The following is a 13,787-nucleotide window of genomic DNA, read 5'->3' as shown; positions in this document are numbered from 1 at the left end:
AATTTAAAATCTATCGAGCAGTCTCAATTTCACCCTTTTTTACGAAAATTTTTAGGTTGGGTCCTTGATAAAAGTTAAAGCTGTGTTTTATTTATGTTTTAGTAATAAGTTGTATGGCTTTAAGACGTAATTTAAGTAGAGACAAGAAAAATGGTTTAGTAGAGTCCTCGGTAAAAAATCGGCTCGGTTTAACTCTAACACCTTATGAAAAACCCGCTCTGCAAATCTTGGATTTCAAAGGCAAAAAAGCTGCGTCTTTAGATATTGCTAATTTGCATGACAGCTTACAAGCCTCTGACAAGAGTTCGATTGCTAACTCTAAATTTAATCCTGAAAAATCCAACGACCGGTTTTATCTCCGATACGAAAATCCAGCTTTGGCTGGAAAAGGTTTTATTGTAGCTAACATCGAAAGCAGCAATCCCACGAATCCCGATAGTTCTTATCAGGATTCTACGCTGGTTTATTTATATGAAGATCCGCAGCAACCGGGCACATTTTATTCGAAGCCTATTGTTTTAGTGTCTAATCGATCCTTTGATAACTACCCACTGAATGGCCACAAAGATAATGATCCCAAAGATCAGACGGTTTTAGCGGAGTTAGGCAGTCAAATTACTGTGACTTATCAAGATGATGTGGTAGGTAAACAAGAAACGGCATCGGTTTCAGTTCCCATAAAAAAAGTTATGGAAGTTCAACCTTTTCTAGTTAGGGATAAAAAGGGAAGGCTTTTATCTACGGAAAAGGATGCTGAAAAGAAAACTGCTCTTATGCAAGAATCCCTGGCGCCCGCAGGAATTAAAGTCGAAGTTTTACCAGCAAAAATTATCGATTTGCCCAGAGGTATTAAGCTGGAAGATGGACTATCCGCAAGAGAACTTAGGAGGCTCGCGCGTTACACAGCAAAATTTTATCCGCCTGAGAAGGGGCTTAGATTCGTCATGACGGGAGACACTCCTTTATTAGAAGGAAAGGTGCATGGAATAAGCTATACTAAGGAATTTAGAAGAATTTCATTAAAAACAGAAAATGCCGTATTTGCTTCTGATCGATCCGCAGCAAGAACACCGGGACACGAGTCAGTTCATTGTTTAATTGACAGTGTTTTGGTAGAAGACGAAAAAGCATTTCGTTCTATCGGTCATTATCGTTCTACGGGTCGTAATAGTGTAGGATTTCATCACAACAGTGATTTTAATTTAATGTCGCGGATGGCATCGACTCGCGTGAGAGAATTGTGGGGTTCAGAGCATCTTACTGATGCGCAAATTGAAATTATTTTACAATCATCCATTCTCAAAGATCCTTCTTTGCAACCTAAATCATTTCAAAGAAATCAGTCCACTCGTCAAATCTTGGATCCAAACGATAATCGTCTTGTTTTGAGCCCATTAAACATCATTTAAGGGTGCGGCATCCGATCAATCTTGAGACAAGATTGGTAATGCGCTATTTGATTTAAAAATTGCGATCTTCTTTTAGGGTCAGATTTTAGTTTTTTTTAAAGAATTTACCACAAGACTTGACCTGTTTTGAGAAATCGGTAACGTGCCATGTCTTCTCAAATCAAAGGTTAGTTATGAATTTGTTAATTGAAAAAATTGAATCGGAACAGTTTAAAAAGGAAATCACCCCTTTTCGCGTGGGCGATACGATTAAAGTCCATACTCGTGTGAAGGAAGGGGAAAAGGAACGGGTGCAGGTTTTTGCCGGATTGGTGATCGCTAAAAAAGGGCGCGGGTTGAATGCGCAGTTTACCGTGCGCCGCATTTCTTATGGTGAAGGTGTGGAACGCGTTTTCCCTTTGCATTCGCCGATTATTGAAAAGATTCAGGTTGAGAAACGGGGTCATGTGCGTCGTGCCAAGCTTTATTATCTTCGAGGTGTGGAAGGGCGTGATGCGATTACAGTCAAAGAATTAAAAGCTTCATCTACTAAAAAATAGTTGAAGCCGAGTTTTCAATTCGAAGAAAGCGCTCAAAAAAAAGGGTTTCGTTACGTAGTCGGAGTTGATGAGGCCGGTCGAGGGCCGCTTGCGGGGCCAGTGGTTGCCGCTGCGGTCTGTTTGAATGGATGCGTTTCAAAGCGGGAAGTCAAAGGGATAAAGGATTCCAAATTATTATCAGAAAAAAAAAGAGAAGAACTTTTTACGCGTTTAACCGAAACTTTACAGATGACCTGGCATTACGCAGTTGTTTCGGTCGAAGAGATTGATCGGGATAATATTTATCAAGCTACACGAAGCGCGATGGAGTTGGCACTGTGCCAATTTGTATCGCCTCCGGATTGGGTGCTAATAGATGGACGACCTTTTCGAGATTTTCCTTTTCCTCATGAAGGCATTGTGAGCGGTGATCGACTGAGTTATTCCATTGCTGCCGCGTCAATTATTGCTAAAGTAGTGAGGGATCGTTTGATGCGCGAATGGCATCAGCAATGGCCTCATTATGGATTTGATGAACATAAAGGTTATGGCACACCTCAACATTTGGAGGCGTTGAAACGTTATGGCCCTTGCCCCATTCATCGCAACTCGTTTGCGCCGGTTATGCAAGCGATTGGGCAAAAAGCAGAGTGTTGATTGCGATATAGGGAGATGGGGTGAAGCTGTTGCTGCCGATTTTTTACGAGGACAAGGATATAAAATTTTACTGAAACGGTTCCGGGGTAGAGGTGGAGAGATTGATTTAGTGTGTCGAGATGGTGAAGTTTTGGCATTTGTGGAAGTGAAAGCGCGCAGTTCCACAGAGTTTGGCAGACCGGGGGAGTTTGTGGATCGTGCTAAGCAAAAACGATTATCCAAAACTGCCTTGGAATATTTGCGTTTACTCGGGAATCCTTCTCTTATTTTTCGATTTGATGTGGTGGAGGTGGAACTTGCTCAAGAAATAGAAAAAAATTCAACCTGCTTTTTGATAAGAAATGCATTTGAATTAACGGAGCCTTATCTTTACTAGAGATGGTTTCATAATTAATCATAAGTTGCGTTACGAATCCATTTTGGCAAAGATCAAGAAGCGAAGAGGAAGGCTATCGAAACTAGATAACCGACCGAGGAGCGACGCAGAGCTATGCCAAAAGGAACGTAACCGAAAGGCCGCAATCTTTTGTTTGAATTACTTTGTCATTCGATCAGTCGCCTATATATTAACATAGGCTCCTTCCTTATTCCTCGCACTTCATCACAAAATCCTTGCGGCGCAGCCTATGATTACTTATGAAATCATCTCTGATTATGCGTTGGTTTCAATCATTTTTTTTAAAAGCGGGCAGACTTGCTATCTCCTTTATTGAACAGTTAGGCGAGGTGGCTTTGTTGATGATGGAAACGTTTCGCTGTTTTTTTTCGCGACCATTGCGGATGAAGCAGACGATTCAACAAATTTATTTTGTAGGGGTGCGATCTCAGGTTGTGGTTTTAACAACGGGCATTTTTACGGGAGCGGTGTTTGCCGCGCAGATTCAGTTTCAATTTCATCGACTCGGTATGGATTCCGCTACAGGTTCGGTAGCGACTTTGGCTATGTGTCGCGAGTTAGGTCCGGTGTTAAGTGCACTCATGATTGCGGGACGAGTGGGTTCGGCAATGGCTGCAGAGTTGGCCACGATGAAAATTTCGGAGCAGATTGATGCGTTGCGCGCGTTGGCGGTTTATCCGATTGAATATCTGATCGTCCCACGATTCGTGGCGATGATGATTTCATTACCTGCATTGGTGGCGATGGCAATTGCGGGAGGAATGGCAGCGGGTTATGTGGTGGCAGTGCCGCTTCTGGGAGTGGATGGCACTTATTACTGGTATAATATTTTGCAGTTTACCGAGGCGCGCGACATGTGGATTGGTTTGATTAAAGCATTTTTATTTTCTATTATTATTGTAAGTGTGTCGTGTCATAAAGGGTTGATGTCGGGCACGGGAGCGGAAAGCGTGGGTAAAGCGACGACCGAAGCGGCAGTAAGCTCCTCTTTGAGTGTTTTGATCGCGAATTTCTTTTTCACGTTCATGTTAAATTCATTATTTCCGGCTTCATGAAAGACGACGTTGTTATCGAGTTTAAGAATTTGGAGAAACGGCTGGGAAAACAGCATGTGTTGCGAGGGGTGAGTCTTCAAATTCATCGCGCGGAACGTTTAGTGGTTATCGGGCGAAGTGGTTGCGGCAAAAGCGTTTTGTTAAAGCATTTGATTGGGTTAATGAAGCCCGATAAGGGGCAAATTTTGGTGGATGGTAAAAATGTGGTGGGTTTAAATGAAATGGAGATGGTCCCGATCCGAAAAAAAATTGGCATCGTTTTTCAAGGAGGAGCACTTTTTGATTCCCTTTCGGTTGAGGCGAATGTTGGTTTTCCTTTGAAAGAGGAAAAAAAGTTTACTGCTAAAGAAATTAAAGAGCGCGTGGCAGAAGTGTTGGAGGCGGTCGGATTGCCTAATCAAGAGCGGAAAATGCCATCGGAGTTAAGTGGAGGCATGAAGAAACGCGTCGCTTTGGCGCGAGCGATTGCGCGTCTGCCAGAAATAATTCTCTATGATGAGCCGACGACAGGATTGGATCCGATTACGGCGGATAGTATTAATCAGTTAATTAATCAGATCAGCGAGCGTTACGGTGTCACGAGTGTAGTGGTGACGCATGATATGAAAAGTGTCTTTGCTATTGCCGATCGGATTGCTATGTTGCGAGAAGGCGTTATTTATAAGATTGATACACCAGAAAATTTTCAGAAAAGTAAAGATGAAGCGATTCAACATTTTATTGAGGGAGTGTCTGACACCAGCGAAGTCATGATTTAAAATTATGGAAAAACGGGGTATTGAAATTGTTGTTGGGATTTTTGTTCTCGTCGGACTAGTGACAGCTGCGACTTTAGTTCTCATTGTGGGTGTGGAGCAAAGTTCGGTGCATGATGATTATCGGATTACTGTGGCTTTTCCCAGCGCAAGCGGAATTATTAAAGGATCTAAAGTTTTGATGTCGGGCGTACACATTGGCAAAGTGGTGTCATCGCCTTCACTGGGTGAGGGAGGCGATCGGGCTTTGATTCAGATTGGGTTGGGAAAAGAATATCAAATTCGTGAAGGTTCCAAGTTTGTTATTCGTGAATCGGGTTTGTTAGGGGATCGCTATGTGGAAGTGCAGCCGAATAGCGATGCCAAGGCTTCCTTTATTAAAGCTAACGAAACTACCGAGGGTTCGCGCACGACGGGTATTGGGGATTTGACAAGTGATGCCCGACCAGTAATCCAAAAATCGCAAGAAGCTTTGAACCGTTTGAATCAAATTTTGGTGAAGGTAGACGAAGAAATTTTAGATGATGCTACTAAAGATAATTTAAAAAATGCTGTGTCGAAATTGAATTCCGTTTTAAATCGCACGGATAATTTATTGGCGCAAGCGGAAAAGGGACAGGGATTACTTGCAAAAGTTTTAACTGATAAAAGAATGGCACAGGATTTACGCGATTTTATCTATAATCTTCGAACCCGCGGCATTTTATGGTATAAAGATGTGGCATCTCAAGAAGAGGACAAAGCGAGACATTAGTTATGATTTCTGCTGTGGTAGTTGCTGCGGGCAGCAGTCGTCGCATGGGTAAGGATAAATTATTTCTTCCGCTTTGTGGTAAACCGGTTTTTTTTTATTGTTTGGAAATTTTTGAGGCTCATCCCCTGATCACTGAAATTATCATGGTAACGCGCTCAGAAGCGAAAACGTTATTTCAAAATCATCTTCCTGAAACTATTACTAAAGTAAAACAATGGATTGAAGGCGGTAAAGAACGGCAACATTCCGTTTGGAATGGATTGCAAGCAGCGAATCCTAGTAATGATTTGGTTTTAATTCACGATGCTGCGCGACCTTTGATTACTCGGAAAATTGTTGATGCTGTTGTCGATGCGGCACAAAAAACGGGAGCAGCAGTTTGTGGCTCAGCGTTGGCCGATACGATTAAAGAAGTCGATGAAAAGGGTTTTGTTACAAAAACTTTAGATCGAGATTGTTTGGTTGCTGTGCAGACACCTCAAATTTTTCATGCTTCTTTAATTCGAGAGGCTTATCAAAAGTTAATGGCGACCCAGGAGATTTTGACCGATGACACAGCCGTGGTAGAAAGAATGGGAAAATCGGTGCAAGTCGTATTATGCGACGAGCCTAATTTAAAAATGACTCGACCGCAGGATTTGATCGTGGCGGAAGGCATTTTACAGTCGCGTTCCACCTATTAAAATTCTGAAAGTGGGACAGGGAGCCGTTTTCCTTCTCGAAACTGTTGCACAAAACGGTAGCCAACATCCCAGGCAAACTGTTTGGCCCAATCGAAATCGCGTCCTACCTCTTCGGGGTTGTGCGCATCGGAAGAGATCACAATCGGGATATCTCTTTCAAACGCCAACTCAAGAAACCGAACACTGGGATAAGCTTCTTCAATGGGCTTGTGACGTCCCGAAGTGTTAATTTCGATGCAAAGTTTATTGTCAGCAATCGCTTCGAGCGCTGGCAAATAGTAAGGAGTTAAATCGCCGGGCGGAATGTGACAGAATTTTTTGCATAAATCGGGGTGACCAATGATGTCAAATAGACCACTTTGCGCCGATTCCGTGATGCAACGGTAATATTGTTTCCAGCTCACTTCGTAAGGCTGATCCTTCCATTTTTCTAGTTTGGTGGGATTATCCAAATCCCAGTCGGGACTGATGTAATGGACGGAACCAATAAAATAATCAAAAGCCGCTTGTTTTCTTAACTCGCGAATATGATTTTCGAAACCCGCAATATAATCGGCTTCCAAGCCCAATCGAATATTGAGTTCGGGAACTGCTTGGCGAGCTTCTTCCACGAGGTCCAGATAATCGGGAAATTCGTGAGGCGCCATTCGCCAGTCGTCATATTGTGTTGGCATGGGGCAATGATCGGAAAAACCGATTTCTTTTAATCCTGACGCTTTTGCGGCTTTGGCATAATCTACGGGACTGCCTTTGGCATGCTGACAAAGCGGTGTGTGCATGTGATAGTCAAAACGCATCATTTAGCTTTAAACGATTTTACAAAATTTACAGCTTATCTTTTTATGCTATAATCAAAAATGAGGGTGTGACAATCGCTGCCTTGTTCCTACCACGGTGGGACTAGGGAGAGGAAAGTCCGAACACCATAGAACAGCGTGCTCCTTGAAAAGGGAGGCATTGGGTTTCGAAAGATCCCAATGACAGAAAGTGTTACAGAAAATAAACCGTCCGGCAGCTGCCGGATAAGGGTGAAAAGGCGGGGTAAGAGCCCACCGTTCCATCTTGCGAGAGTGGAAGCTAGAAAAACCTCACGCGGTGCAAGGCAGAACAGAGGCCATGCGTGGTTCGCGCGGTCCGGCAGTTGCCGGATCAGCCTCGGGTACTAGCCGCATCCCGCCGCGGCGGGATTTCACAAATTAATTTTTGTGGAAAGAGAAATGGTTGTCCCTTTGTCCCGCCTCGGCGGGATAAAGTGAACAGAATTCGGCTTACGGCCCTCAAGCGAAAGTGAGGCGCTTTGCGAAAGTAAAGCGCCTCGCGCTTTTTAAGGTTTTAATTTGTATTATTGGTGTTATTTTTTTAATGAAACTATAAAAAAGTAATATGATTAAAAAGCTTGTTAAAACTCTTTTGGAAGAAATTGGTATTTTAGGCAAAAAAAGCATGACACATGCTGGAAATTTTAGCGAACTATGGGTAGGAAATGAATTAGCACTTCGTGATATTGCAAAAGAGATAGGAAAATTATCTCCGGAGGTTAAGGTATTAGGTCCCGATCTTGAAGCCGTGATAGTCAGGCGAAAGACAACGGATCGAGACATTGTAGCAGAGGTGAGATTTGAGACGCGAGAGGATCGGCAGGCACTAAGAGCTGCTATTAAAGAACAAGAAGGATTAATTAAAGGATTGAACGATTATATCCGTGATTTAAAACAAATCCGTAAGCAAGCTTTGAGTGAAGGTAATACTGAGGCTGTTACTATAGCTGATGCAGAAATTCATAAAACCACCACTTGGGTAGATGATTTCAAACAAAAATTATCAGAGCATAAACTTGCGTTGAAAAACTTTGAGTATGAGATGGGAATTGTTCGAAAGGGTTCTCATCATTCTTTAGTTTTTCCTTTTGCTATGACGGGTGGAGAAAAAGGAGAAGTTACTTCGGCCGATTTGGCTTGGTCTGCTTTAGATATGCTGGATGTTGTTGCAGGTCCGGCTGACATGATAGTCGGCTGTTTAATTGATCCTGCGGATGGAGTTAAAAGAAGTGATATTTTTTCTTGTTTGACAACTAAAGCGAATAAATTAGGAGATGAAATAGTGAAAAAACCGGCAGTGCAAAATGCTTGGAGCTATGCAGAAGATTTTGTAAAAGCCGGTGGGCCTGGGATGGCTTATTAAATAGTTAAGAGCAGCTTGTGTTTTGCGCTTTTTTAAGGTCGCCTTCCACGAATTAAGGAAAGGATAAAAAGAATAAGGAAAATAATAAAAAGCACTTTGGCAATCCAAGCTGCGGTGCCAGCGATAAATCCAAAACCTAAAACGCCAGCAATGATGGCGACGATTAAAAAAATTAGCGCATAACTTAACATAAGATTATCCTTTCTTTAAAAGTTGTCTTAAGACGTAAGACAATATGCCGCCATGCTGATAATAATCAATTTCAATAGGAGTATCGATGCGGCATTTAACCGGGACTTCAGCGATAGTTCCGTTTTTTCGCGTGATGCGAAGGGTAAGATTTTGTTGAGGTTTTAAATTTTGATCTAAACCTACGATATCATAAATTTCAGTGCCATCGAGTTGAAGAGTGGCGGCATTGGTTCCCTCTAAAAATTGAAGCGGAAGCACGCCCATGCCTACGAGGTTTGAACGATGGATGCGTTCATAGCTTTGCGCAATGACTGCTTTGACACCGAGCAAAGCGGTTCCCTTGGCTGCCCAGTCGCGTGAAGAGCCGGTGCCATATTCCTGACCTGCGATTACGACCAACGGAATATCTTGTTTTTTATATTGCATGGCAGCGTCGAAGATGGACATTTTTTCGCCATTAGGTTGAAGCAAGGTGTTGCCGCCCTCTTCGCCGTTGAGCATTAGATTTTTAATGCGCACATTGGCAAAGGTTCCTCGAGTCATAACGAGATCATTACCACGTCGTGAGCCATAGCTATTAAAGTCTTCAGCTTTGACACCGTGATCTTGAAGGAAAAGTCCAGCAGGCGAAGTTTTTTTGATTGCACCGGCTGGCGAAATATGGTCCGTGGTGATGCTGTCAGCGAAAATTCCCAAGGCTCGCGCTTGTTTGATTTCCTGAATGGGCGGGTAATCTAAAGAAAAATTTTCAAAGAAAGGAGGATTGTGAATGTAAGTGGATTCTTTATTCCATTCATAGATTGCGCCAGTCGAAGAAGGAATTTCGTTCCATTTCGGATTTTGATCAGCAAAATCGCGATATAATTTTTGAAACATTTCTGCTTTTAATGCAGTGCGCAAAGTGTCACGAACTTCTTGTTGACTAGGCCAGATATCTTTCAAGTAAACGGATTTTCCTTCTTTATCAGTTCCGAGAGGTTCTTGACTCAGATCAAGGTCAACCCTGCCTGCCAGAGCGAAAGCCACAACTAACGGTGGCGACATGAGAAAGTTGGCTTTGATACTTTGATGCACGCGCGCTTCAAAGTTGCGATTGCCCGAAAGCACCGATGCTGCAACGAGATCATTTTTGAGAACAGCTTCTTCAATATGACTTTCTAGCGGGCCGCTGTTACCGATGCAAGTCGTGCAACCATAGCCTACGAGATTGAAACCAAGTTGGTCCAGATAAGTTTGCAAGCCGGTTTGAGCAAAATATTCACTGACCACGCGCGAACCTGGCGCTAGGGATGTTTTAATAGTGGGAGAAACTTTTAAACCGCGTTCCACCGCTTTTTTCGCTAACAAACCAGCAGCTAACATCACACTGGGATTGGAAGTGTTGGTGCAACTGGTAATGGCGGCAATGAGAACGCTGCCATGACCGATTTCAGCATGAAGTTCAGGATTTACATTGGCAACGGAATCTGGCGCAGGGTGTTGATCACGCATTTCACTTTCACTGGGTGAAACTCGTTCTTTTCGCATGCCGTAATCCTGAAGAGGTTCCACATGGGGTCGGTGATGATTATTAATTTTTACGCGCTTGTTTAATTCATCTAGCGACTTGGCATAGCCACTTTCTGAAACGGGTTTACTGAAGAGTTCGACAAATTTATTTTTAAGATTGTTAAGTTGAATACGATCTTGAGGCCGTTTGGGGCCGGCGACGCTAGGGGTTACTGTGTTGAGATCCAATTCAACAACTTGAGAGTAGTCAATTTCACCTTTTTTAGGAACGCCCCATAATCCCTGAGCGCGATAATAATTTTCGTAAAGTTTACAATGTTCTTCACTGCGACCTGTGGCGCGCAAATAATTTACGCATTCGGTGTCAATCGGGAAAAATCCCATCGTTGCGCCATATTCCGGAGCCATGTTGGCAATAGTGGCGCGATCGACAACAGGTAACGCTTCGGCGCCAGGACCGAAAAATTCCACAAATTTTCCGACGACTTTAGTTTGACGCAAAAGTTGAGTGATAGTTAGCGCTAAGTCGGTAGCTGTAACACCTTCTTTTAGTGTGCCAGTGAGATGCACGCCCACTACATCAGGCGTTAAAAAGTAAACGGGTTGACCGAGCATTCCCGCTTCGGCTTCAATGCCACCAACGCCCCATCCGACAATGCCGAGACCATTAATCATCGTGGTGTGCGAATCGGTGCCGACGAGTGTGTCGGGATAATAGATTTGAATTTTTTTTCCTGAAATCTCGCACTCTTTAACAATCACGCCTTTAGCGAGATATTCCAAATTAACCTGGTGAACAATGCCAATGCCTGGGGGAACTACCTTGAAAGTTTCAAACGCTTGCATTCCCCATTTGAGGAACTGATAACGTTCGCGGTTACGTTTAAATTCGTAATCCAAATTCAATTGAAAGGCTCGAGGCTCGCCAGCAAAATCGACTTGAACAGAGTGGTCGACGACTAAGTCTACAGGCACTAAGGGTTCAATGAGTTTGGGATCTTGTTTGAGTCGCGCAACAGCGTCGCGCATCGCTGCGAGATCCACTAGCAACGGAACTCCAGTGAAATCTTGAAGAATAATGCGCGCTACGGTAAAGGGAATTTCATCAACACGTTCAGCGCCTGGCTGCCAATTCGCCAAGGTTGTGACATCTTTTGCAGTTATTTTTTCTCCATCGCAATGACGTAAAACCGATTCCAAAACAATTCGAATGGAAATGGGCAAACGAGAGATGGGTCCAATGCCGGCTTTTTCCAATGCAGGAAGAGAATAAAAATGGCCATTTTTATTGTTGCCAAGATCAAAAGTTGTTAAAGTTTCGGGTAATGATTTCATGAGATGTCAATTTGAGATTTAGACTAAGTTTTGCAAGTTAGAATTCTAGGAGTGAAAAGTTTTTTTCGAAGTCGAAGTAATAAAATTTTCGGTAAGAAAATGGCGATTTTTTTGAAAATAAAGAAAACCCGAAGCTATGGTAAGTAGTGTGGCAATCCAAAAACTAAGCGTGATCAAAAAATCAAGGTTGCTAACGATTTTTTCAGGAAGAAAAGTTTTATCGCCTAATTGAAATTGAATTTCTTCTACAGCTAGATAAGCCAAAGCCAGGAGAATGGCAACGATTTGAGAAATCGTTTTATGTTTACCGGTGCGTTCTGCTGCTAAAACGACGCCCTTGGCGGTAGCGATAAGTCGCAAACCAGTGATTAGAAATTCTCGAGACACCATAAGAATAGCCATCCAGACGGGAACCATATCGACGTAAACAAGAAAAAAGAGGGCGGAAGTGACAAGAATTTTATCTGCTAGAGGATCCAACAATTTTCCCAGATCGGTGGTTTGATTCCATTTTCTAGCGAGATAACCATCTAGCCAATCGGTTAGGCTTGCAATGACAAAAATACTAAAGGTAATGATGGCTTGAAAGCTAGATTCATAAGAAATGGCCACTACAAAAAGTAGCGTGAGAATTAATCGCGCAATGGTAATTTGATTGGGGATGTTCATGCTTGGGCGATTAAATCATAGTCGGTTGCTTCTTTTATAAGAACTTCAGCAAATTGGCCAGGCGCTAAATTTTTATCGCAAAATACCTTGCCATCAATTTCTGGAGCATCGGCCTGGGTGCGACCCAAACCGGGTGTATCCACGAGAATTTTTTGTCGCGTGCCAATGCGACTTTGTTGAATTTTTCGAGCTAATTTTTTTTGAAGTTTCATGGCTTGATGAAATCGCTCTTGCTTGATTTCTGCCGAGAGATGATCAGGAAATTGATAGGCGCGTGTGCCCTCTTCCAGGGAATAAGTAAAAATGCCAAGTCTTTCAAAATGGGTCTCTTCAATGAAATTGAGGAGATGTTGAAAATGGTTTTCGGTTTCTCCAGGAAAACCAACAATAAATGTGGTTCGAATAGCGATGTCGGGGATGATTTTTCTCATTTGAACAATCAAATCGCGAATGTGTTGCTCTGAAGTTTCGCGTCGCATCAGTTGCAGCATTTTTTCATGAATGTGTTGCAGTGGAATATCGATATAGCGCGCAATTTTTTCACAAGCAGCAATCGTTTCCATTAATTCCTGGCTCCAATGCGCGGGATGGGTGTAAAGAAGTCGAATCCAAAAATCGCCTTCAATGGCGTTCAATTCGCGCAACAGATGAATCAGGCTTTGACCGCGTGACGAATCAACTTGTTGTCTGGGAGTGGCGCGTTGCTCCCATGAGTCCATGCCAAAATAAGTGGTGTCCTGGGAAATGAGAATTAATTCCTTAACGCCACTGTGAATTAAAGCGCGCGCTTCAGCGACGATGGATTCCACAGTGCGACTGCGGTGACGTCCTCGCATTTGAGGAATGATACAAAAAGAGCAGGGATGATTGCAGCCCTCGGCAATTTTTATGTAAGCGTAATGATTGGGTGTTAAGCGAAGTCGTGGCGTGTCAAAATCAGGAATATAACGTGGTCGTGGTGTGACATAATTTTTTTCTCCCGACTCTTGCCAGACTTGGTCGACGATTGAGGTAATATCTTTGATTTGGTCTAGTCCAATAAAAGCATCCACTTCTGGCAAGGCTTCCGGCAACTCTTTGCTAAAACGTTGAGCCATGCAACCAGCAACAATAAGTTTTTGCGAATGACCGCTTTTGCGCAATCCTTTGTAACGGTTTGCCTCAAGAATGGCTTCAATGCTTTCTTCTTTAGCGCTTTCGATGAAACTGCACGTGTTAACAATTAAAATATCCGCTTTCTCGGCTTCATTGGTGATGGGGTAACCTTCCTTTTGCAAGCAGCCTAGCATGATCTCGGCGTCCACCAAATTTTTGGCGCAACCCAGGGAAATCATGCCCACTTGCGGGCGATCGAGAACAGCAGTTACTGGCATAATACTTGGTCTAGGCGAAATTTTGATTCAATCAAGATTACCTTCTTGCGCCTGGCGAAAAAGCCGCTTAAACTACCAATTATCTGTGGGTGAGATGGCTGAGTGGTCGAAAGCAGCGGTTTGCTAAACCGCCGTCCTGTGTAAAGCGGGACCGAGGGTTCGAATCCCTCTCTCACCGTCATTTAATAAATTTTATGTCTATGTTAAAGCAAAGCTATTTTTACTTAAATAAGATTAAATCATACGCATTAGTTAAAAAATGGTCGCTGTTAATTATTTCTATTTTGTTTATAGCGAGTG

At 43.0% G+C, this 13,787-nt stretch carries 14 protein-coding genes, 1 tRNA gene and 1 other RNA gene; 11 read left to right on the top strand and 5 right to left on the bottom strand.

Annotation, left to right across the window (positions count from 1 at the left end; translation table 11 throughout):
• Nucleotides 1–113: 113 nt before the first annotated feature.
• The 8 genes from K1X66_00080 to ispD all read left to right on the top strand — a co-directional run bounded on the left by K1X66_00080 (nucleotide 114) and on the right by ispD (nucleotide 6,228).
• Entirely contained in the window at nucleotides 114–1,409 is a 1,296-nt protein-coding gene (locus K1X66_00080) for a hypothetical protein (protein ID MBX7156770.1), read from the top strand.
• A gap of 173 nt (nucleotides 1,410–1,582) precedes the next feature.
• Nucleotides 1,583–1,948: a 50S ribosomal protein L19 gene (gene rplS, locus K1X66_00075; GenBank protein ID MBX7156769.1), complete on the top strand. Its 366-nt coding sequence runs from the start codon at nucleotides 1,583–1,585 to the stop codon at nucleotides 1,946–1,948.
• The gene (locus K1X66_00070) at nucleotides 1,949–2,584 is read left to right on the top strand and encodes a ribonuclease HII (GenBank protein ID MBX7156768.1); all 636 of its coding nucleotides are present in this window, start codon (nucleotides 1,949–1,951) and stop codon (nucleotides 2,582–2,584) included.
• Nucleotides 2,511–2,960 carry a YraN family protein gene (locus K1X66_00065; GenBank protein ID MBX7156767.1) on the top strand — a complete coding sequence of 150 codons (450 nt, stop codon included), beginning with the start codon at nucleotides 2,511–2,513 and terminating at the stop codon, nucleotides 2,958–2,960. The genes K1X66_00070 and K1X66_00065 overlap by 74 nt, the downstream gene beginning before the upstream one ends.
• Before the next feature lie 278 nt (nucleotides 2,961–3,238).
• Nucleotides 3,239–4,036, top strand: coding sequence for an ABC transporter permease (locus tag K1X66_00060; protein MBX7156766.1), 798 nt, complete (start codon nucleotides 3,239–3,241; stop codon nucleotides 4,034–4,036).
• On the top strand, nucleotides 4,033–4,794 hold the full coding sequence (locus K1X66_00055) for an ABC transporter ATP-binding protein (protein ID MBX7156765.1): 762 nt from the start codon (nucleotides 4,033–4,035) through the stop codon (nucleotides 4,792–4,794). The genes K1X66_00060 and K1X66_00055 overlap by 4 nt, the downstream gene beginning before the upstream one ends.
• 4 nt (nucleotides 4,795–4,798) lie before the next feature.
• The gene (locus K1X66_00050; protein MBX7156764.1) at nucleotides 4,799–5,545 is read left to right on the top strand and encodes an MlaD family protein; all 747 of its coding nucleotides are present in this window, start codon (nucleotides 4,799–4,801) and stop codon (nucleotides 5,543–5,545) included.
• Between the two features lie 2 nt (nucleotides 5,546–5,547).
• Entirely contained in the window at nucleotides 5,548–6,228 is a 681-nt protein-coding gene (gene ispD, locus K1X66_00045; GenBank protein ID MBX7156763.1) for a 2-C-methyl-D-erythritol 4-phosphate cytidylyltransferase, read from the top strand.
• On the opposite strand, the gene K1X66_00040 is transcribed toward ispD, so the two are convergent.
• Nucleotides 6,225–7,025, bottom strand: a complete 801-nt coding sequence (locus K1X66_00040) for a histidinol-phosphatase HisJ family protein (GenBank protein MBX7156762.1) — start codon at nucleotides 7,023–7,025, stop codon at nucleotides 6,225–6,227. The two genes, ispD and K1X66_00040, sit on opposite strands and share 4 nt — an antisense overlap.
• A gap of 61 nt (nucleotides 7,026–7,086) precedes the next feature.
• Here K1X66_00040 and rnpB point away from each other — a divergent pair.
• Nucleotides 7,087–7,512: RNase P RNA component class A (gene rnpB, locus K1X66_00035), an RNA gene on the top strand.
• 99 nt (nucleotides 7,513–7,611) lie between these two features.
• A complete protein-coding gene (locus tag K1X66_00030) occupies nucleotides 7,612–8,409 on the top strand; it encodes a hypothetical protein (protein MBX7156761.1) in 798 nt (265 codons plus the stop codon).
• Nucleotides 8,410–8,441: 32 nt separating this feature from the next.
• On the opposite strand, the gene K1X66_00025 is transcribed toward K1X66_00030, so the two are convergent.
• The 4 genes from K1X66_00025 to rimO are packed head-to-tail and all read right to left on the bottom strand — an operon-like array spanning nucleotide 8,442 to nucleotide 13,448.
• Nucleotides 8,442–8,600 carry a DUF1328 domain-containing protein gene (locus K1X66_00025; GenBank protein MBX7156760.1) on the bottom strand — a complete coding sequence of 53 codons (159 nt, stop codon included), beginning with the start codon at nucleotides 8,598–8,600 and terminating at the stop codon, nucleotides 8,442–8,444.
• 4 nt (nucleotides 8,601–8,604) lie between these two features.
• The gene (locus tag K1X66_00020; GenBank protein MBX7156759.1) at nucleotides 8,605–11,445 is read right to left on the bottom strand and encodes an aconitate hydratase; all 2,841 of its coding nucleotides are present in this window, start codon (nucleotides 11,443–11,445) and stop codon (nucleotides 8,605–8,607) included.
• Between the two features lie 45 nt (nucleotides 11,446–11,490).
• A complete protein-coding gene (pgsA, locus tag K1X66_00015; GenBank protein ID MBX7156758.1) occupies nucleotides 11,491–12,114 on the bottom strand; it encodes a CDP-diacylglycerol--glycerol-3-phosphate 3-phosphatidyltransferase in 624 nt (207 codons plus the stop codon).
• Nucleotides 12,111–13,448, bottom strand: a complete 1,338-nt coding sequence (rimO, locus tag K1X66_00010; GenBank protein MBX7156757.1) for a 30S ribosomal protein S12 methylthiotransferase RimO — start codon at nucleotides 13,446–13,448, stop codon at nucleotides 12,111–12,113. Before rimO ends, pgsA begins: the two co-directional genes overlap by 4 nt.
• 127 nt (nucleotides 13,449–13,575) lie before the next feature.
• On the opposite strand from rimO, the gene K1X66_00005 reads away from it, so the two are divergent.
• Nucleotides 13,576–13,665, top strand: a tRNA-Ser gene (locus tag K1X66_00005).
• Nucleotides 13,666–13,787 lie beyond the last annotated feature (122 nt).

Source organism: Verrucomicrobiia bacterium (genome assembly GCA_019694135.1).
Taxonomy (GTDB): Bacteria; Verrucomicrobiota; Verrucomicrobiia; order JADLBR01; family JAIBCM01; genus JAIBCM01.
The sequence above is the reverse complement of the archived record's forward strand: the minus strand, read 5'-3'. Positions and strand labels throughout refer to the sequence as shown.